At 44.7% G+C, this 18,488-nt stretch carries 21 protein-coding genes; 10 read left to right on the forward strand and 11 right to left on the reverse strand.

Annotated elements, in window-relative coordinates; translation table 11 throughout:
- Positions 1-22: 22 nt before the first annotated feature.
- From truB to nusA, 5 genes are read right to left on the reverse strand one after another with little or no spacing between them, the layout of a single operon-like run.
- Complete coding sequence (gene truB / locus ACZ48S_RS05930; RefSeq protein WP_464211708.1) at positions 23-910, reverse strand: tRNA pseudouridine(55) synthase TruB; 888 nt, start codon at positions 908-910, stop codon at positions 23-25.
- On the reverse strand, positions 907-1,275 hold the full coding sequence (gene rbfA / locus ACZ48S_RS05935; protein WP_464211709.1) for a 30S ribosome-binding factor RbfA: 369 nt from the start codon (positions 1,273-1,275) through the stop codon (positions 907-909). Before rbfA ends, truB begins: the two co-directional genes overlap by 4 nt.
- Positions 1,275-3,050 (reverse strand): translation initiation factor IF-2, encoded by a 1,776-nt coding sequence (gene infB / locus ACZ48S_RS05940; protein WP_464211710.1) that lies wholly within the window; start codon positions 3,048-3,050, stop codon positions 1,275-1,277. The genes rbfA and infB overlap by 1 nt, the downstream gene beginning before the upstream one ends.
- On the reverse strand, positions 3,043-3,333 hold the full coding sequence (rnpM, locus tag ACZ48S_RS05945; protein WP_464211711.1) for an RNase P modulator RnpM: 291 nt from the start codon (positions 3,331-3,333) through the stop codon (positions 3,043-3,045). The genes infB and rnpM overlap by 8 nt, the downstream gene beginning before the upstream one ends.
- Positions 3,323-4,810, reverse strand: a complete 1,488-nt coding sequence (nusA, locus tag ACZ48S_RS05950; protein WP_464211712.1) for a transcription termination factor NusA — start codon at positions 4,808-4,810, stop codon at positions 3,323-3,325. The genes rnpM and nusA overlap by 11 nt, the downstream gene beginning before the upstream one ends.
- A 356-nt stretch (positions 4,811-5,166) precedes the next feature.
- Between nusA and ACZ48S_RS05955 the strand changes: the two genes are divergently transcribed.
- The 3 genes from ACZ48S_RS05955 to ACZ48S_RS05965 are packed head-to-tail and all read left to right on the forward strand — an operon-like array spanning position 5,167 to position 6,571.
- A complete protein-coding gene (locus ACZ48S_RS05955; RefSeq protein WP_464211713.1) occupies positions 5,167-5,562 on the forward strand; it encodes an ArsR/SmtB family transcription factor in 396 nt (131 codons plus the stop codon).
- Positions 5,559-6,041: a permease gene (locus tag ACZ48S_RS05960; protein ID WP_464211714.1), complete on the forward strand. Its 483-nt coding sequence runs from the start codon at positions 5,559-5,561 to the stop codon at positions 6,039-6,041. The genes ACZ48S_RS05955 and ACZ48S_RS05960 overlap by 4 nt, the downstream gene beginning before the upstream one ends.
- Positions 6,038-6,571 (forward strand): permease, encoded by a 534-nt coding sequence (locus tag ACZ48S_RS05965; RefSeq protein ID WP_464211715.1) that lies wholly within the window; start codon positions 6,038-6,040, stop codon positions 6,569-6,571. The genes ACZ48S_RS05960 and ACZ48S_RS05965 overlap by 4 nt, the downstream gene beginning before the upstream one ends.
- Before the next feature lie 4 nt (positions 6,572-6,575).
- Here the strand turns inward: ACZ48S_RS05965 and ACZ48S_RS05970 are convergent, their stop codons facing one another.
- On the reverse strand, positions 6,576-6,800 hold the full coding sequence (locus ACZ48S_RS05970) for a hypothetical protein (RefSeq protein WP_464214617.1): 225 nt from the start codon (positions 6,798-6,800) through the stop codon (positions 6,576-6,578).
- On the opposite strand from ACZ48S_RS05970, the gene arsB reads away from it, so the two are divergent.
- From arsB to ACZ48S_RS05985, 3 genes are read left to right on the forward strand one after another with little or no spacing between them, the layout of a single operon-like run.
- Positions 6,709-7,734, forward strand: coding sequence for an ACR3 family arsenite efflux transporter (gene arsB, locus ACZ48S_RS05975; protein WP_464211716.1), 1,026 nt, complete (start codon positions 6,709-6,711; stop codon positions 7,732-7,734). The two genes, ACZ48S_RS05970 and arsB, sit on opposite strands and share 92 nt — an antisense overlap.
- 21 nt (positions 7,735-7,755) lie before the next feature.
- Positions 7,756-8,784 carry a permease gene (locus ACZ48S_RS05980; protein ID WP_464211717.1) on the forward strand — a complete coding sequence of 343 codons (1,029 nt, stop codon included), beginning with the start codon at positions 7,756-7,758 and terminating at the stop codon, positions 8,782-8,784.
- 24 nt (positions 8,785-8,808) lie between these two features.
- Complete coding sequence (locus ACZ48S_RS05985) at positions 8,809-9,048, forward strand: thioredoxin family protein (protein WP_464211718.1); 240 nt, start codon at positions 8,809-8,811, stop codon at positions 9,046-9,048.
- Between the two features lie 4 nt (positions 9,049-9,052).
- Here the strand turns inward: ACZ48S_RS05985 and ACZ48S_RS05990 are convergent, their stop codons facing one another.
- The 5 genes from ACZ48S_RS05990 to ACZ48S_RS06010 form a co-directional block, all read right to left on the reverse strand.
- A complete protein-coding gene (locus tag ACZ48S_RS05990; protein WP_464211719.1) occupies positions 9,053-10,120 on the reverse strand; it encodes an ABC transporter ATP-binding protein in 1,068 nt (355 codons plus the stop codon).
- Positions 10,104-11,279, reverse strand: a complete 1,176-nt coding sequence (locus ACZ48S_RS05995) for an ABC transporter ATP-binding protein (protein ID WP_464211720.1) — start codon at positions 11,277-11,279, stop codon at positions 10,104-10,106. The genes ACZ48S_RS05990 and ACZ48S_RS05995 overlap by 17 nt, the downstream gene beginning before the upstream one ends.
- Positions 11,276-12,166, reverse strand: coding sequence for an ABC transporter permease (locus tag ACZ48S_RS06000; protein WP_464211721.1), 891 nt, complete (start codon positions 12,164-12,166; stop codon positions 11,276-11,278). The genes ACZ48S_RS05995 and ACZ48S_RS06000 overlap by 4 nt, the downstream gene beginning before the upstream one ends.
- Entirely contained in the window at positions 12,163-13,209 is a 1,047-nt protein-coding gene (locus tag ACZ48S_RS06005) for an ABC transporter permease (protein ID WP_464211722.1), read from the reverse strand. Before ACZ48S_RS06005 ends, ACZ48S_RS06000 begins: the two co-directional genes overlap by 4 nt.
- A 102-nt stretch (positions 13,210-13,311) precedes the next feature.
- Positions 13,312-15,117, reverse strand: a complete 1,806-nt coding sequence (locus ACZ48S_RS06010) for an ABC transporter substrate-binding protein (RefSeq protein ID WP_464211723.1) — start codon at positions 15,115-15,117, stop codon at positions 13,312-13,314.
- 334 nt (positions 15,118-15,451) lie between these two features.
- On the opposite strand from ACZ48S_RS06010, the gene ACZ48S_RS06015 reads away from it, so the two are divergent.
- The 4 genes from ACZ48S_RS06015 (at position 15,452) to ACZ48S_RS06030 (ending at position 18,485) form a co-directional block, all read left to right on the forward strand.
- Positions 15,452-16,126, forward strand: coding sequence for a 4Fe-4S dicluster domain-containing protein (locus tag ACZ48S_RS06015; protein ID WP_464211724.1), 675 nt, complete (start codon positions 15,452-15,454; stop codon positions 16,124-16,126).
- Between the two features lie 94 nt (positions 16,127-16,220).
- Positions 16,221-17,066: a DegV family protein gene (locus tag ACZ48S_RS06020; RefSeq protein WP_464211725.1), complete on the forward strand. Its 846-nt coding sequence runs from the start codon at positions 16,221-16,223 to the stop codon at positions 17,064-17,066.
- A 1-nt stretch (position 17,067) separates the two neighbouring features.
- Positions 17,068-17,601 carry a hypothetical protein gene (locus ACZ48S_RS06025; RefSeq protein ID WP_464211726.1) on the forward strand — a complete coding sequence of 178 codons (534 nt, stop codon included), beginning with the start codon at positions 17,068-17,070 and terminating at the stop codon, positions 17,599-17,601.
- 155 nt (positions 17,602-17,756) lie between these two features.
- A complete protein-coding gene (locus ACZ48S_RS06030) occupies positions 17,757-18,485 on the forward strand; it encodes an SIMPL domain-containing protein (protein WP_464211727.1) in 729 nt (242 codons plus the stop codon).
- Positions 18,486-18,488: the final 3 nt, after the last annotated feature.

Raw genomic sequence — 18,488 nt, forward strand, 5'->3', positions numbered from 1 at the left:
CCGAAATTCTTATGTTATTCGTTCAAATAATTTGTCGTTGTGCGAAAACTTTTAAGCGTAATTTCTCCCCGGTATTATCTGCCACAGCCACCAACCCTCTACCTTTCTGATGCAGTTTATATACGCCACTCTCATCCATAGATGATGCAACCTCTATTGGAATGACGCCGCAGATTATTTTATCAGCAGCAGCCGCATCTAGTTCAATAACAGGTAGATTCGTCAGTGCTAACTCAAGCGGCAATAGATTGTTGATAATGTCATCTATCGAGTAAATTGTTTCTAAGGCAACTGAATCTTTTATGTTAAATTCCCCGTACTCAACCCGCTTCAGGTTTTTCAGGTGTGCTCCCACACCTAATATCGCCCCTAGATCATGAGCCAGTGACCGGATATAAGTTCCGCTGCCGCATTTTGCTTCAATATTAACTAGTGGGTTATTGAATTCTATGAGTTTAATATGATGGATAAACACCGGCCTGGCGGCAATTTGAACAGCTTCCCCCCGTCTGGCTAATTCATACAAGGAACGACCATTTTGTTTGAGGGCACTGAAAGCCGGGGGTATTTGTTCAATAGCACCAATAAAACCCTTTAGAGTTTCTTCAACAGTTTCGCTGTCAATTAATGAAGGATCATTCGTGGCTATAATTTCCCCTTCGGTATCATAGGTATCAGTCGTCACACCAAGTTCTATTTCAGCCACATAAGTTTTGGGAAACCTGTGCATGAATTCCACGGTCCGAGTGGCTTTTCCTAGAGCCACCGGCAACACTCCTGTAGCCAAGGGATCAAGAGTGCCGGCATGACCTATTCTAATAGGTCCGACATATCTTTTTAATTGGGATATCACCTGATATGATGTCAAACCTGAGGGTTTATTGACATTTAGCCAGCCTTCCAGCTTCATGACAATGAGTCGTTGACCTCTTCAGATGACTGATTCGCTGCGTCAATAAGCTGGTCTAATTGAATCCCGCGTTCAATAGAATCATCCCAAAAAAAAGTCAATTCCGGCACGTGCCGAAAGGTCAGCACCTTCCCCAGTTCACCTCGAAAATATCCGCTTGCTCCCTTCAGAGCAATCAGTATTTCTTTCTTATTTTCTGATGAGTACAGGTGGCTGACGTAGATTTTGGCAGATTTAAGGTCAGGCGCTGTATCTACTGTATTAACCGATAATAACGTAAATCTCGGATCTTTTACTTCACGCTGCATGATCCGGCTTATTTCTTCACGAATAAGCTGATTGACCCGGGCCATGCGGTAACTCACTAGCTCTTCTCCCGCCGTACGAATTCAAGTAGGTCTCCTTCTTTGAATTCATCAAAATTGTCCAGACCTACACCACCCTCGTAACCTGCAACAATTTCTTTCACATCATCCTTAAACCGTCTCAACGAGGCGATTGCACTTTCGGCTAGTATTTCCTCACCCCTTAGTACACGAACCCTGGCACCTCTGGTAGCTTTACCTTCAAGAATATAAACACCGGCCACTTTGTTCTTCTTCCCAGCCGAAAAAACAGCACGGACTTCAGCACGGCCTTCAACAATTTCCTTGATTTCCGGTTCCATGAGCCCTTTAAGGGCTTTATCTACATCCTCGACTACATTATATATAATATCGTATTGCCTGATGTCTATTTTCTCAGCATCAGCCAGCCTTTGGGCTCCGGCTTCAATGCCAGTAGAAAACCCAATAACAAGGCCGTTTGAGGCAATAGCCAGCATCACATCATTTTCAGTAACATTACCAGTGCCGGAGTGAATAATATGAACTGTCAAATTCTCAGTAGCCAGTTTTTCAAGCGAGTCACGGATAGGCTCAATACTGCCTTGAACGTCCGTTTTAAGAACAATATTAAGTTCCTTTACTTTGCCTGAGGCTATTTGGTCATGCAGACTGGACAGGCTGACTGTTGCCGGTTTACGTTCCGCCTTTTGACTTATCTGGATTCGAGCTTGCCGTTCATTTGCTGCCACACTCAGAACATCACCAACACCTGGTACAGCTGGCAATCCTAAAATAGCCGCTGGAGTGGAAGGTTCCGCTTTTCGAATTTGTTTGTTTTGGTCATTGAACATAGCTTTGACCTTGCCATAGACATTGCCGACAACCACTATATCACCGACTTTTAGTGTTCCATTTTGTACTAGAACAGTAGTCATGGCTCCCCGGCTCTTATCCATCTCGGCTTCAATAACAACACCGGTTGCCGAAGCACCGGGGTCGGCATGCAGGTCTTCGATTTCGGCAACGAGTAAAATGTTTTCCAGCAGATCATCTATTCCAGCACCATCCTTGGCAGATGTGCTTACAGCAATAGTCTCACCACCCCATTCTTCAATAACTAATCCCTGGTCCGCCAACTGTTGCTTAACCCTGTCAGGATTAGCTCCTTGCTTATCAATTTTGTTGACGGCTACAATTATCGGTACCTGAGCGGCACGGGCATGGTCAATAGCTTCTAAAGTCTGCGGCATTATACCGTCATCGGCAGCAACCACCAGCACAGTAATATCGGTAGCGCGGGCACCACGGGCTCGCATGGCGGTGAAAGCCTCATGACCGGGAGTGTCCAAAAAGGTGATTTTCTGCCCATTGACTTCTACTTGGTAGGCTCCAATATGCTGGGTAATACCCCCAGCCTCGCTTTCCATTACATGGGTTTTTCGAATAGCGTCCAAAAGCCGGGTTTTCCCATGATCAACATGGCCCATGATAGTTACTACCGGAGGGCGCAGAGGCAAGTGCTTAAGCTGTTCATTTTCCGGGCGTTTGCGCTTCTGAGCCGCAGATCTAACTGGTTGTGGCTTCGCCTCTATACCGAAATCAGCCACTAGTTGTGCTGCCGCTTCATAATCCAGGACTTCGTTAATATTTACCATCAGCCCGTTTCGCATAAGCTGCTTAATAACTTCCAATGGATGCTGCCTGATGGTTGAAGCTAATTGTCTAACACTGATTGCCGAGGGTAATTCCACTACTGGACGGGAGGACGATTGCGAATTTATCTCTACCGAATTATCTAACTTTTCTTCAGACACTGGACTGCTCCTTTATCATTTCGCTGATAGCCGCCTTAAGTGCCTCACGATCCTCTTTACCAAGCTTAACCTTTAAGACGTGTTCTAATTGATTTCCTTTAAGGGCAGCGGTTAAACATGCAGTGTCGGGGCATAAATACGCGCCCCTGCCTGGGGCTCTTCCGTTCGAATCGGCTAATATCTTACCATCAGATGTACGTACAAAACGCAATAATCCTCGCTTGCCGTCAACTTGACGGCAGGCAACACACGTGCGCTGAGGTTTTTTCCTGTTAGTAATCATCTCCAAAATCAAATTCCCCGGCACCGCCGCTGCGGCGTTTTCTAGGCCGGTCACTGTCTTCAGTATCCCGTCCGCCCTTACGTTTCTTTTTCTTTTTATCAGGCTTTCCCTGGGACCTTCCTAAAATATCTTCTGCAAACCTTACGCCTGACTTGCTTTCCGTTGCCGGCAAGCGTTCCGCCATATCAAAGGATAATTTTAAGCCTCCTTCTTCTGGCTCTGGGGGAGCCTCGGCTGGAGTATTAGCCAAGACCGGCTCCAATATCTCCGGGCTCGTTTCCGTTTCAGACTTTTCCGCAGGCTTTTCGGTAGTATCCTGTGTTACCTTCTCCTTTTCGACTTCAGAAGGTGCGGATACCACTGGTTTCTCCACCGGTTTTTCCTGAACCTTAACTGGCTCATCTATCTCAATAGAAGGTGGTACGTTTACCGGATGTTCGGTTTCATATTCAGAAACACTCATTATGTCGATACGCCAGCCGGTTAGTTTAACCGCCAAACGCACATTTTGACCCTCTTTACCAATTGCCAGGCTCTGCTGACGATCCGGTATCACCGCTATTGCTGACTTTTCGGTTTCATTGATAATAACCCTGACTACCTGCGCTGGGCTGAGGGCGTTGGTTATTAAAACTGCGGGGTCGTTACTCCATGAAATAACATCAATTTTTTCACCGTTTAGTTCACTGACAATGTTTTGGATGCGGATTCCCCTTAACCCGACGCAACAACCTACCGGATCAATACCTGACTGCCGGGCGGAAACTGCCACTTTTGAACGTGCTCCGGCTTCTCGTGAAACTGCCTTAATTTGCACCATTCCGGAATATATTTCCGGTATTTCCATTTCAAAAAGACGCCGCAATAATCCAGGATGTGAGCGGGAGACTATAACTACCGCGCCCTTAATTGTCTTAGCTACCTCAACCAGGTACACTTTAAGTCTCTGACCAGAACGATAACGTTCTGTCGGCACCTGTTCCATAGGCGGCATTACAGCTTCAGCCCGGCCCAGGTCTATAATGATCTGCTTAGGTTCAACTCTTTGGATCATACCGGATATAATATCTCCGGCCTTATCAGCGTATTCATCCACAATCGCGGTGTTCTCCGCTTCATGCAGACGCTGCAGGATAACTTGCTTGGCTGTCTGAGCGGCTATACGTCCGGCATCATGAGGCGTATCTTCCATTAAAACAGGCTCGCCTAGTTTGATCGCCGGTTGTACTTTTTGGGCATCAAGCAGAGTAACCTCAGTACGTGGGTCGGTGACTTTTTCAACAACGATTTTTTCAGCCCACACCTTTACCTGACCAGTATGGGGGTCCATCTTTGTCTGAATATTCTGATTGGGAACAAAGTGCTCTTTTCGATAAGCGGATACAAGGGCTGCTTCAACAGCTGCTAAAACTACCTCTTTTGAAAGGTTTTTTTCAGCAGCTAGTTGAGTGATAGCGAGCAAAAAGTCGCTTTTCATCTCGTTCTTTGCTCCCCCCTTTTAATTTTTGCCTGCAATAAAAAAGTGGGACTCCAACCCACTTTACAGGTCCTCTTCAGCTAGGTTAAAGTATATCACTTCAAAATTCCTAGTGCAATAGGTTTTAAGCGTTCAGTATAACACAGATTTAGCTAAAAAAACCCAACATTTTACCTTGCAGACTGTCATTTACCAGGTCATTCAACATGTTCTTAGAAACGATATTTTTCTAATCCGACAACAAAAAGACTGTCAAGTTTCATATATTTTATTCACTTCTTAATCGTCTATCCGGTATTTGACTCAACCCCAGTCAAATGTTAATATGCTTATATGCGCATTTATGGATGTTCCCTATGAAGGAATTGGTAAAATTATTCAAAGCACTGTCGGACGATAACCGGATCAGAATCCTCAATTTACTCCTTGAACGCGACTGCTGCGTATGTGAGGTTGTTCAAGCCTTGTCTATTTCCCAGACCATGGCGTCACGCGGTTTGACTCAACTCTTCGAAGCCGGCTTGTTGGAACAGCGGCGAGAAGGACTTTGGACCATTTATTATCTTTTGCCAGAAAAGTCTCAAGATTACCGCAGGTTGATCATCAGCGCGATTGAAAATAGACTAAAAAACGATACACTTTTAATGAAAGAGCGAAGCACGTTAAGAAAAGCTGGGCGTCTCTGCCCTGCTAAAAAGCAAAGCAGGGAAAAGGCTTGCCATAATAAATCTGAACCGGAGATATTGTCTTGAGTTCTAATGCCATTGTCTTTATCTCCGTAGCCATAGCATTGTCACTTTTGTCATTTATTATGGATCGAGACAAAACCCTTACCGGTTTCAAGAAGGGCTGGCAGATGTTCAGTAAGCTGCTTTTGCCCTTTTTAAATATCCTGATTATCGTTTCCATTGCCTTATATTTAATCCCTCCCGGTTCCATTGAGCAATACCTTGGACCGGAATCCGGATTGGGTGGATTTTCCATTGCTGCTGTTATCGGATCAGTAACTCTGATACCAGCTTTTATTTCCTATCCCATTGCGGCTGGACTACTTCAAGCAGGATCCAGCTATGCAGTAGTAGCTACCTTTATGACCACATTGATGATGGTGGGCATCGCTACACTACCCCTCGAAATTCAGTATCTGGGACACCGGGCAGCTATATTCCGGAACGCGCTTAATTTTATTGCTGCCATCATCATAGGAATAACCATAGGTGTTATATTGTGATACGAGTATGGAGAAAGTATCAATCGTATATCTGGGTTGCTGCATTTTTTATTGCAACCGTTACTTCTTTTGCTCTGGGTTTCAATCCCGGCCAAACGGTATTCACTAATTTCCGCCTATCCTTCATAGAAATGATCTCATTTGTACCGTTTCTCTTCATCATTGTTGGGCTGTTTGATGTTTGGGTCCCCAAGGAAAAATTACAAACACACCTTGGACCGGAATCCGGAATCAAAGGAATAGCGTTGGTCGTACTGCTAGCAATGCTCCAAGCCGGTCCGCTTTACGGTGCTTTCCCTGTCGCATACGTTCTTTATAAAAAGGGAATAAGTATCCGTAATCTGTTTATCTATTTAGGTGCTTTTTCATCCATGAAGATACCTATGTTGGGGATCGAAATCGGTTACCTGGGAATAGAATTTACTCTGGCACGAACCCTTTTATCTCTTCCGTTATTTATTATTATCGGTTTCTTAATGGAACGTTTACTCCAGCCTCATACTTTTAAAGTAAGCAACCCTGGTGAATAAACATTTAGATGTTGAACCGCTCAGCTATTACTATACCGAAAGGAAACAATAAATAAGCGATGTCACCTAAAGAATCAGTCCTCACATCCCCGTCTAGAGCAGACTGCCGTTCTTCTTTATCATTCCTTGATAGGTTTTTGACCTTATGGATATTCCTGGCGATGGCTGGAGGGGTGACACTGAGTTTTCTATTGCCGGGTTTTGGTAGGTTTATAGAATCTATGTCCATTGGCACTACATCAGTACCTATAGCCATTGGGTTAATACTTATGATGTATCCGCCACTGGCTAAGGTTAAATATGAAGAACTCGGTAAGGTTTTCCGCAACTGGAAAATCTTGGCTTTATCACTAATCCAAAATTGGGTCATCGGACCTATTCTGATGTTTGGACTGGCGGTTATGTTCCTCGCTGACCTCCCGGAGTACATGGTCGGGCTTATCCTGATCGGACTCGCCCGTTGTATCGCTATGGTCATAGTTTGGAATGAGCTGGCCAAAGGAGATACGGAATACGCGGCTGGCCTGGTCGCTTTTAATTCTGTATTTCAGATTGTGTTTTTTTCCTTCTACGCTTATGTTTTTATCACTCTGGCACCCGGCTGGTTCGGATTGGATGGGGCTATTGTTGATATTACAATCGGACAAATAGCCCAAAGTGTTCTTATCTATCTGGGTATTCCATTTTTTGGTGGTATGCTGACACGCTATATGATGCTTAAGAAAAAAGGCCGGGAATGGTATGAACAGCGTTTCATTCCCCGCATCAGCCCATTAACCTTGATAGCCCTGCTTTTTACCATCGTGGTCATGTTTTCTCTTAAGGGCGACGTCATTGTTGAGTTGCCGTTGGATGTATTACGAATCGCCATTCCTTTATTAATATATTTCGTTTTCATGTTTTTGATCAGTTTCTACATGGGACGCCTGGTCGGGGCTAATTATCGTCAAACGGCGGCAATTTCCTTTACAGCAGCCTCAAATAATTTTGAGTTGGCCATAGCCGTTTCCATAGCCGTTTTCGGAATCAACTCTGGAGTTGCTTTTGCCGCTGTCATCGGTCCTCTTGTGGAAGTCCCGGTTCTGGTCAGCTTGGTAAATGTAGCTCACCACTTCCGAAAAAAATATTTCAGGCCTACAAATATCGTCCCTAGTAATTTCTAATTTTCAGGAGATATTTATTAATTGAACATGATATTAGGTATGCTCTTTGGTGGTATTGACGCCATTTTCGAATACCTGTCAGCACATGTTTTGACCTGCCTGGTACCGGCCTTTTTTATTGCCGGTGGCATCGCTGTATTCATCTCGGCCCCCGCCGTCCTAAAATATTTCGGACCACAGGCTAATAAGTTTTTAAGCTACGGTGTTGCCTCGGTTTCCGGCAGCATCCTGGCGGTATGCTCTTGTACCGTGTTGCCGCTTTTTGCTGGTATCTATAAAAGAGGCGGCGGCATCGGTCCGGCAACTGCTTTTTTGTTTTCCGGACCCGCCATCAACATTCTCGCCATTACCTATTCAGCGCGGCTGTTAGGCTGGGATATCGGTCTGGCCAGAGCTTTGGCTGCGGTATCATTAGCCATTGTAATCGGCCTGATCATGGCCTATGTGTTCCGAAAAAATAATGGATCCCAGGCAAGTCCTGAACTGTTCACCAACGGAACTGCTGCCGACAAACCTCTTTGGCAGAGCTTGCTGTTTTTCGGCAGCATGGTCGGTATCCTGATATTTGCTTCCGCCGCCAACTGGTCGGTCACTGCTGGCCTGCTAGCCGCTTTAGGATTGATACTATGGCGCTTCTTTAACCTGGATGAAATTAAAGACTGGCTCCGAGAGACCTGGTCCTTCGTTAAACTGATTCTTCCATGGCTTATAGGCGGTGTCTTTCTTGCTGGTGTCATCAAGGCGCTGATTCCGGCGGACCTTATCACCGACGTGGTTGGCAGCAATAATATTCTTTCCAACACACTGGCTTCCTTGTTTGGTGTGCTGATGTACTTCGCTACCCTGACTGAAGTACCCATTATAAAGGCTTTCCTGGAACTGGGCATGGATAAAGGCCCGGCGCTCGCTTTACTGTTGGCAGGCCCCGCACTCTCACTCCCCAGTATGCTGGTTATAAGAAAGATTATGGGCAATAAGCGGGCTTTCACTTATATCGGGTTGGTAGCCATAGCCTCTACCCTTGCTGGACTGATATTTGGAATGATTTAATACTAACAGGAGGCATTTATAACAATGGAAATTAAGATTCTGGGTACTGGATGCACTAAATGCAATCAATTGGAATCACTTGTCCGCGAGATAATTAAAGAAGAGGCCATTGATGCGACTATCGAAAAAATCAAAGATATAGATAAGATAATGGCTTATCCGGTATTGATGACGCCAGCCCTGGTTATTAACGAAAAGGTTATTTTTTCCGGCAAGGTTCCTTCGAAAAAAGAATTATATGACGCCATCAGCCAGGCTATCTAAAAGTCTAATCGGTATCCGGCCAGGAAGTCTTATACAACAAACAAGCCGCGGAATGACCGTCACCACAATCAGCAAGAAGTGGACCAACCCTGGAGCATGCTTCAAAAGCCTTTGGGCAGCGGGGATGAAAAACACAACCGGATGGCGGATTCTCCGGGCTTGGTACTTCACCCGGCAGTATTATACGTCCGCGCTTACGGGTCGGGTCTGGTATAGGTGTAGATTGAACTAGAGCTTGGGTATAGGGATGACGCGGCGAACTAAACAATTCAGTAGCGGTGCCTATTTCCACGATTTTACCCAGATACATCACGGCAATAGAATCACAAACGCTCTCCGCCACCCTCAAATCATGGGTAACGTAAAGATATGTCAGGTTTTCTTCAGCTTTAAGTGTTTGGAGCAGGTTAAGTATCTGCGCTTGCACCGACACATCAAGAGCGGAAGTAGGTTCATCAAAAACCAAAAACCCCGGCTTAGTAGCTAGTGCCCGGGCAATCGCTATCCTCTGACGTTGCCCGCCGCTGAACTGGTGAGGATAGCGTGTGAGATGCTTGCTGTTCATCCCCACTTGCTCAATCAGCTCAATCGCTCGCTCTTTTCTTTCGGCGGATTTCATCAATCGGTGTACAATTAACGGTTCCCCGATGATGTCCCGGATTTTCATTCTAGGGTTGAGGGAATTATAAGGATCTTGGTGAACCAGTTGTACCTGTCTACGTAAGGCTTTGAGCTTTTTACCCTTGAAAAATGCCGCGTCATTGTTTTTTCGAGTATTTTCTAATTCAGCTGAACGGAAGTTATTCATCTCCCAATTCTCTATTTTGCTCTTTATTTCATCGGTAACACCAAAATAAATATGTCCAGAGGTAGGATTTATGAGACGCACCAACGTTTTTCCTAACGTAGTTTTACCGCAGCCGGATTCACCTACTAACCCCAGCCATTGTCCTTTAACAATTTTCAAGTTTATTCCGTCCACCGCTTTTACTGCACCGGCGGTACGTCGTAATAAACCTTTGACTATCGGAAAGTGTGTTTTTAATTCCCGAGTTTCAACCAGTGTTTCCAAAGTCTTCTCCTAAATTAAAACAGGCTACTGAATGCCCATGGTATGCCTCAACCAAGGGAGGCATGCTCTGTTTGCATTCCGGCAAAGCTCGAGGACAACGGGGATGAAATCTACACCCGGAAGGCGGCTCAATTGGGTCTGGAACTGATCCCTCAATGGACAAAGGCTTAATTCCCGGTTTGGGCACTGCCGCAAGTAAGGCTCGAGTATATGGGTGCAGTGGCTTAAGGAATATCTCTTCCACCGTAGCCATCTCAACCAAAGTTCCGGCATACATTACCCCAATGCGGTCACATATCTCTGATGCTACTCCAAGGTCATGGGTTATATATAAAATTGAAGAGTTAAATTCATGCTTCAACTTGTTCAATAAAACTAGTATCTGTGACTGTATAGTGACATCCAAGGCAGTAGTCGGTTCATCAGCCAGCAAAAGCTGAGGCGAATGCGCCAGTGCCATAGCGATAACGGAACGCTGTTTCATACCACCTGAAAGCTGATGCGGATATGATTTAACAACCCGCTCGGCATCCGGAATATCCACTTCTTTCAGCATGAATACCGCCTTTTCCAGTGCTTCAGCTTCCAAACGCCAAAGAAGTCCCCTGACAAGCGGAATTCGACCAACCAATCTCGGCCACCAGGCTTTGGGTTTGTTGCCAATGGTTCCATACAGATACTTTTCGATCAACCTGAATGGTTTTAATAATTTCGATTTCAAGCCATGCCCCTGCAAATCAGCAACAACCGAAGCCAAAGCCCGCTGTGCCATTTCACGACGGCCATGCACAAGTACCACCTCGGCGATTTGGTCACCAATAGTAAATACCGGATTAAGCGCCGAACTTGGTTCCTGGAAAACCATGGATATACAATTGCCTCTTAGTTTACGAACCTCTTTTTCTTTAATGGCCAGGATATCTTTAATATTTCCTTCACCTGCATCAAACAGGATGCTCCCTCCCTCAATTTTTCCTGGCGGAGGAATAAGCCTCAGAATAGAAAAAGCCGTCATCGTTTTTCCGCATCCGGTCTCACCTACTAAACCAACGGTCTCCTTACGGCCAATGGTAAAACTAATACCGTTAAGCGCCTGGACCACCCCTTCTTCAGTATGAAAACGGACTACCAGATCTTGTATCTTCAATAATTCATTCATCGTTTTTTGCTCATTCGAGGGTCCAGAATATCGCGGAACGCATCACCCAGCAGATTCCATCCCAATACGAAGAGGAAAATAAAAGCGCCCGGAATCATCACCGTATGCCAGTAGGCAAACACGCTTTCATTGGTACCGGTAATCCAGTTTCTGGAAAAACTAATCATTTGGCCCCAGTCGGTATACCCTTCAGGTGCCCCGAGTCCCAAAAAACTAAGCGCCGCCGCAGCCAAAACCACCGCCCCAATTTCTAATGAAGCCATCACCAGGACTGGATAAATAGAATTTGGTAATATGTGTTTGGTTATTATCCTCCAATTTGAACTGCCGAGCCCTCTGGCCGCGCTTACATAATCTTCTTCTCTTACCGCCAAAATGTCACCCCTTATAAGACGGGCATAACTGGGCCAGGATACCAGGATAAGCGCCAGCATAACGCTGGTAATACTAGGACCCAGGGCGATAGTTATGGCCATTGCCAGTATCAGTGATGGGAAGGCCAGGAAAATATCGGTAATACGCATGATTATGTCATCAATTAATCCACCAAAATAGCCGGCAATACTGCCCAGCACAATGCCTATAGCCATGACAGAACCAATAACCACTAACCCAATCTGAAAAGCAGTCCTGGTGCCCCAGATAACCCCATAAAAAACATCGTATTGACCTTGGGTAGTACCCCAGATATGCTCTTCACTTGGTGGCTCAGGTGTTACGGAAAACCCGTCACGCGGAATCATATATTCATTAACGTGATTTTCAGGCGGCGGAGCGATAAACGGAGCAAATAAAGCAACTAATATAAACAGAAAAATAACGACTATACCGACAAACGAAAGAGGGTTTTTTCTTAGTCGATTAAAAAAAGTTTTTAGACCTTTCACGCTGATTTCCCCCCGACTCTAATCCTGGGGTCAATTCGAGCATAAAATAAATCCACCAGCATATTTGTAATTACAAACAAAACGCCATTGAATAATGCGAAAGCTAATATTGATGGGATGTCTATTTGTACCGCCGACTGCCAAGCCCACCATCCAAGTCCCTTGTAATTAAAAATTGTCTCCGTTATAACTACACCGTTGACTAGCGAAGCAAAAAGAAAACCGGAAATCGTAAGCACCGGGATCAAAGCATTCCGTCTGGCATGCTTATTAACAACAGTATTCTCATCCAAACCTTTAGCTCTGGCGGTTACAACATAATCTTTTCCAAGTGATTCCAGCATACTGGAACGCATCAGCCGCATGATGAAAGCAAGATTAACCACGGTGAGTGTAATTACCGGTAATACCATGTGCCTTAAACTATCTAAAAAAACATCCCAGCGACTATTGATAATCCCATCCAAAAAATTCAAACCGGTATAGCGTGTAAATTCCGCTGAATTAACCACCACGTTCATTTCGGTACTTAGCCTCTCAGGCGGCAGTAATCCGGCGAAAACACCATAAAAAACCATCAGGAGTACCAAGCCGAACCAAAAGGTAGGTAATGACCAGCCAACAATTGCTCCAAAACGGGTGGCATGGTCCAAAAATTTATCTTTGTGAGCCGCTGCTTTAGACCCTAGAAAGATGCCCCCGATAACAATCAGAGGCGTAGCAAAAATCGCTAATTCAAGTGTAGCCGGCAAAAAATTCAGTATGGCATCGGAGACCGGCATGGAAACCACTCGAGACCACCCGAAATTACCCTGAAAAATTTCACCCATCCAGGTAACATATTGTTCCCAGAGTGGAGCATTAAGTCCATACTTTTCGATGATTTCATCGATGTGCTGAAATTGAGCCGGATTTCTGACATATAAAGCTGCTCTTTCGATGGGCGAAAAAAGCTGCAACAATGCAAAAATCATAAGCGTAACCCCGAATAAAACGGGCACCAGCATAGCTATTCTGCGAATGAGGTAAGTTCTGAATTCCAAAATCGCTCACCTTGTAAAGTATTCAGGTGGCCCCTTGAGGGGTTAAAGAAGTAGGGGCCACCTGATATATATCCGGTCACAAACTATATTTGTAAAAGGACGCTAATCGTAACTTTTACTCAGGAGATATATGTTGCACATTTCCCCGGGTATAGCCGGATTGAAAACAAATCCCTGAACCCAATCCTGTATATATCGCCGACCTAAAGGTTGAGCCAGCAAGATGCCCGGTGCGTCATCATAGTAGATTTGAGCCAGTTGGTCGTATATTGCCTGGCGTTCATCTGGATCGACTGAAGCGATACCTTCTTCTATTAAAGCATCCGCTTCGGGATTATTGTAGTTCTGCCAGCCGGAGAAAGTGCCCTGGCTGTGCATATAGGGTACGGCAAAGTTGTGGGCATCTGAATAATCAGCTTGCCATCCGATCTGGAACATCGGGAGTAATCCGGTGTACATTCCCCGAAGTAAAGTCGGCCACTGCATTACCTGGATATTGACTTTGAAGTTGGGATTGATGGCAAACAAACCCGCCTGCAGTATTTCACAAGCCAGTTTTCGGGGAGTATTTCCGGAGTTATAGGCTAAAGTTAGAGTGAAACCTTTCTCCCATACTTCTCCGCCCCATGCCGCTTTAAGATGCTCTTCGGCTTTCTCTAAATCTAAGCTATATTTAGTATCAAGGTCAGGGTTGGCATAAGACAGCCCTTCAATCACCGGTGAGTTGGCTTGGACGCCTTCACTTGCCATAGCGTCCTGGATATACGTACCGAAATCAAAGGCATAGGAAAAACCTTTGCGTACATCAATATCTTGGAAGAAATCGTGTGGTATACCCGCTCCGTCGAGTTGGCCGGAACCAACGAAGGTGCTCTCTGGGTTAATATCGAATTGGAAAAAGAATGAATCTACAGTTAATTGAGGCAGGTCTTTTATGATTGTAAGGCCTTCAACACCTTCTAGCTCGGCAATATTCGTCCGAGGTACATAGGCGTAGTCCACATCACCATTCTGCAGCATCAATTTACGGGTTGACCATTCTTCTACTGTCTTTATGATTACGCGTTCAAAGTTAGCCGGGTCTCTCCAGTAATCATCATTTTTCACAAAGGAAATTTCTTCGCCAGCATCCCATCTTTCCAACGAGAAAGGGCCGGTTCCGTTCATTACCTCTTGCAGAGGAGATGCTCCGGCATCAGGGTTGTTGAGCTCGGCGTATGATGCTTCAGTTCCATCCCAGTCCCCTTGCTCAATGCACCATTCTTTGTCAACAATCGAACCCCAGGGGCCGCAAAGTATTTGCAGGAACGGCTCATAAGGGGTCGCTAAATTGAATTGCACCCAATTTCCATCGACTTCAACGGTATCCGTAATTTGCTCCAAGGGACGACGCGGTTCAATATCTCTCGAACTGTATCCGCCCAGAAGAGGTTCAAAAAACATCCACTGGGGACCTGCACCATAGTCTTGAACCATCCCTCGTTCGAAACTGTATTCAACATCCTCGGGTGTTAGCTCGTTCCCATTGTGAAAGGTCACACCCTCTCTGATATTGAAACGATAAGTCAAACCATCTTCGGAAACCGTCCATTCGGTTGCTAATAAAGGCACAAAATCAGTAGTGCTCTCCCCATCAAAAGTAATCAGGGTCTCATAAACCAGCTGAACTGACTCGCCGCTGGAAGTATCATAACCGTAAGCCGGGTCAAGTGAATCAGGGAAACCAATAGTAGCCATGACAAAGGTATCAGGATTCTTAATATCAGCATTAGGATCAGTGGTAGTAGTAGGAGTTGTGGTAGGAGTTGTGGTGGGGTCCGTATCCCCGTTGCATGCGGGTAGGAACATTGCCAGTGCCAAAATTGTGGCAAGCACGAGACTCGCCCTGGGTCGCCACCTGTGTTTCATAACCTTCTCCTTTGTAAATTTAGTTCGATCAGCATAGCCGACCGATAATAATTGGTCTAATTATAACTTTGATTTTTTCTTTGTCAATACATTTATATACTGTTTTCTATTATATACGTTCAAATTGCTTGATTTCACAACCCACTGAAGTTAAAGTAAGGTTATGTGTCAGTTCTGTCACCAGCATGGCGAAGGAAAGAAATGGTATCTGAATGCCGCTAACTATTCGGAGGAATTGCTGAGTGATATAAAACGTCGCCAATATATCACAAGCTTCTTTCAACATCCGGAAGGCCTTTTAAACGGAGAATCAAATCTTAAGCGGCTGCAAAAAATGCCGGCGATTGTTCACCACTTGGTCACACCACTTGTCTCTGCCCGCCAGAAAAAACATCATTTCGGGCAGGTTTTGCCAATAGAGGATGTAGAAAAGGTTCTTTCCATAACCACCTCCGTAGTGCGTCTTGAATGTATATGTCGTCATGCCAGATTCAGCAGAAAAGAGGCAAGATTTTGCTATGGATTGAGCCTTTCACCGGGTGGCGGTCGGATTATGGAAATTTTAAACGAAATTGATGATACTTTTTTACATGGCCCGGACACTGCCGGTTTGGAAGTTATGACACCGCAGCAAGCTATAAGGGCCATTGGCCAACACGAAAACGACGGATTATGCCACACTATCTGGACATTTATGACTCCTTTCATAGGAGGTATTTGCAACTGCGACCGTGCCGACTGCCAGGCTCTTAACATCAGCTTAAACTTGAACACTCCGGTCTTATTCAGGGCTGAATATGTCGCCAGGATTAATGAAGTGGATTGCTGCGGTTGTAGGGACTGCTTTAAGGTATGCCACTTCGGTGCATTGGAACATAGCAACGCTTCAGGAGTAACTCGAGTTAATCAGCTTAAATGCTACGGCTGCGGTATCTGTCGCGCTGCCTGTCCGACCAAAGCGATTATCCTTGAAAATCGAAATGATTCCCCAGTCAACAACCTATGGTAAAATGCCAAAATATTATGAAATATAAAGCAGTCGCTATATAATCTAGAAATAGAGCACAGGATTTCCTTGGTAGCTGTTGGTGAGGTGTGTATTAATGATAAAGGTAATAACCGATAGCACGGCGGATATTCCAGAAGATCTAGCTAAAAATTTAAATATAACAACTGTTCCTATATATTTACGTTTTGGTGATAAAACCTATCGTGACAAAGTGGATATTACAACAGATGAATTTTTCTCTATTCTTGAAACATCCCATGTTCATCCTGCTACATCCCAACCCAACCCGGAGGACTTTCTAAAAATATACAATGAACATTCTCCTCTTCATGAAGGTATAGTATCCATACATATATCATCCAAGATAAGCGGTACCTATAATTCTGCCAGACTGGCTCGGAAATCCATTGGAGAACAATATCCAATAGAAATCATAGATTCCGAATTCAATTCCGCGGGACTCGGTTTGGTAGTTATCGCTGCCGCTCGTAAAGCAATGTCCGGCGCTAATTTCCAAGAAGTAGTGACTGCGGCTAATAGCGCGGTAAATCAGGTTAAAATGTTCGGCATGTTTGAGACCATGAAGTACCTGGCACGCAGTGGCCGGATTAACAAGACTATTGCATCCGCATCCCAATTTTTAAATGTCATGCCCCTGCTGACTTTTCATGACGGAGAAATCACTCGTGCCGGTTTATCAAGGACAGTAAATAAATGTTTGAATAAAATAATCGCATTCGTAAAAAGTAATACCCCCGTAGAAGAAATTATTATAGCTCATAGCGCCGTCGCGGACAGGGCAACCTATTTAAAAAAGTTCTTAGCTGAAATTGTAGATGAAAAGAAAATACTTATTGCCGAATTGGGGGCCGGACTTGGTGTGCACGGAGGTCCAGGGGTTCTGGTCGTGGGTATAAGAATATCAGAAAAGACTAAATAATATGCCAAAGCCAAATAAAATGCTGCTGTTGATTAATCTCCTCGGGGGAATAGCTGTTATCGGCAGTTATATTTTAGCTTTGAATTCTCAAGAGAGCGGAGCTGACGCACTTTGGGGCGGTGTTCCGGAAAAGATCATTCCGCTATACGCTGTATCCATGGCACTGGCGGCAATAGGGTATCTTCTTTTCCTTTATCTTATTGTCATCAGGTTGGACCCTGTCCGGTTTTCTATTGAGACCGGATTTACTTATTCTTTTCTTCATCTCGTGTTCATAGCCATACTGATTCCATCAGCGTTTTGGATGCCTTTAACAAATCTTTATCTGGCTTCCCCTGATACCTTTTCATGGCTACTTGTCCGCACTGTTCTATTTATTGTCGGTTTTGCTTCCTTGATTCTATTTTGGATAATATTCAAAATACCCCACAGGTCTACCGGACTTTCTTATCTACTTGGCCTTGTCGGCAGTGGTTATTTTGCTTTTCACACTCTTGTCCTTGATGCCATTATTTGGGCGGAATTGTTTAAATAACCATTTCTAACTTCACTCAGTATTAATGTGGCCAACCTGTTTATTAAAGATATCTGTAGCTTCGACTTCAATAGCCAGTAAAATCTTTTTTGCTGGCTATCCTAACCGTATTTTGGTCGTTATATAGCATATAAACCAAAAAGGAGAATAGTTGAATGAAAAAACCTGTATTGATAGTCATTTCAATGATAATGTTGTTAACGATAGGCTTCGCCGCAACCGGGTGTAGTTCAACACCCGTTGCGAACACGGGAAACCAACAAACCGGTATCTGGGTTAGCGGAAACGGGAAGATAACAGTAACACCTGACACGGCTAATCTTTCACTAGGTATTCAGGTAGAAGCATCCACTCTCACTGAAGCCAATGAGCAGGCCGCGCAGGCAATGAATAATGTGATTGACGCCATTAAAGAAGAGGGTGTGGCTGATGGAGATATTAAAACCCAGGGGTTCAGCGTTTATCCGGTATATGAAACTGACAAGGACACCAATCGCAGTTATATACGCGGTTATCAGGTAACCAATACTATTAATGTCAAAATACGTGACATTGATAATACCGGAAAAATTATAGATGTTGCGGCAATTTCCGGTGGTAACAAACTCCGTGTCCATAATCTGTATTTTAGTATAGAAGACCTGAATCAGGTTTTGGAAGAGGCCCGGGAACTGGCTCTGTTGGACGCCAAAACCAAAGCTGAACAAATCGCCCGGGTCACCGGCGTTGACCTGGGAAAAGTTAGTTTCGTGAGTGAAACGTCAAGCGGAGGCGGACGGACCGAGACCCCAGGCGCTATCGATAAAGATAACGCAACTACTCCTATTCAACCCGGTGAAACAGAAGTAACATTGACCGTACAGGTTATTTATTCCATAGAGTAGTGT

This window comes from Dehalogenimonas sp. NIT-SK1, from assembly GCF_055384165.1.

Excerpts from the sequence above, each read along its gene's own strand:
- truB (WP_464211708.1), bottom strand. The coding sequence starts at position 910 with ATGAAGCTGGAAGGCTGGCTAAATGTCAATAAACCCTCAGGTTTGACA.
- rnpM (WP_464211711.1), bottom strand. The coding sequence starts at position 3,333 with ATGATTACTAACAGGAAAAAACCTCAGCGCACGTGTGTTGCCTGCCGT.
- nusA (WP_464211712.1), bottom strand. The coding sequence starts at position 4,810 with ATGAAAAGCGACTTTTTGCTCGCTATCACTCAACTAGCTGCTGAAAAA.
- ACZ48S_RS05955 (WP_464211713.1), top strand. The coding sequence starts at position 5,167 with ATGAAGGAATTGGTAAAATTATTCAAAGCACTGTCGGACGATAACCGG.
- ACZ48S_RS05970 (WP_464214617.1), bottom strand. The coding sequence starts at position 6,800 with ATGGACATAGATTCTATAAACCTACCAAAACCCGGCAATAGAAAACTC.
- ACZ48S_RS05985 (WP_464211718.1), top strand. The coding sequence starts at position 8,809 with ATGGAAATTAAGATTCTGGGTACTGGATGCACTAAATGCAATCAATTG.
- ACZ48S_RS05995 (WP_464211720.1), bottom strand. The coding sequence starts at position 11,279 with ATGAATGAATTATTGAAGATACAAGATCTGGTAGTCCGTTTTCATACT.
- ACZ48S_RS06010 (WP_464211723.1), bottom strand. The coding sequence starts at position 15,117 with ATGAAACACAGGTGGCGACCCAGGGCGAGTCTCGTGCTTGCCACAATT.
- ACZ48S_RS06015 (WP_464211724.1), top strand. The coding sequence starts at position 15,452 with ATGCCGGCGATTGTTCACCACTTGGTCACACCACTTGTCTCTGCCCGC.
- ACZ48S_RS06020 (WP_464211725.1), top strand. The coding sequence starts at position 16,221 with ATGATAAAGGTAATAACCGATAGCACGGCGGATATTCCAGAAGATCTA.
- ACZ48S_RS06025 (WP_464211726.1), top strand. The coding sequence starts at position 17,068 with ATGCCAAAGCCAAATAAAATGCTGCTGTTGATTAATCTCCTCGGGGGA.
- ACZ48S_RS06030 (WP_464211727.1), top strand. The coding sequence starts at position 17,757 with ATGAAAAAACCTGTATTGATAGTCATTTCAATGATAATGTTGTTAACG.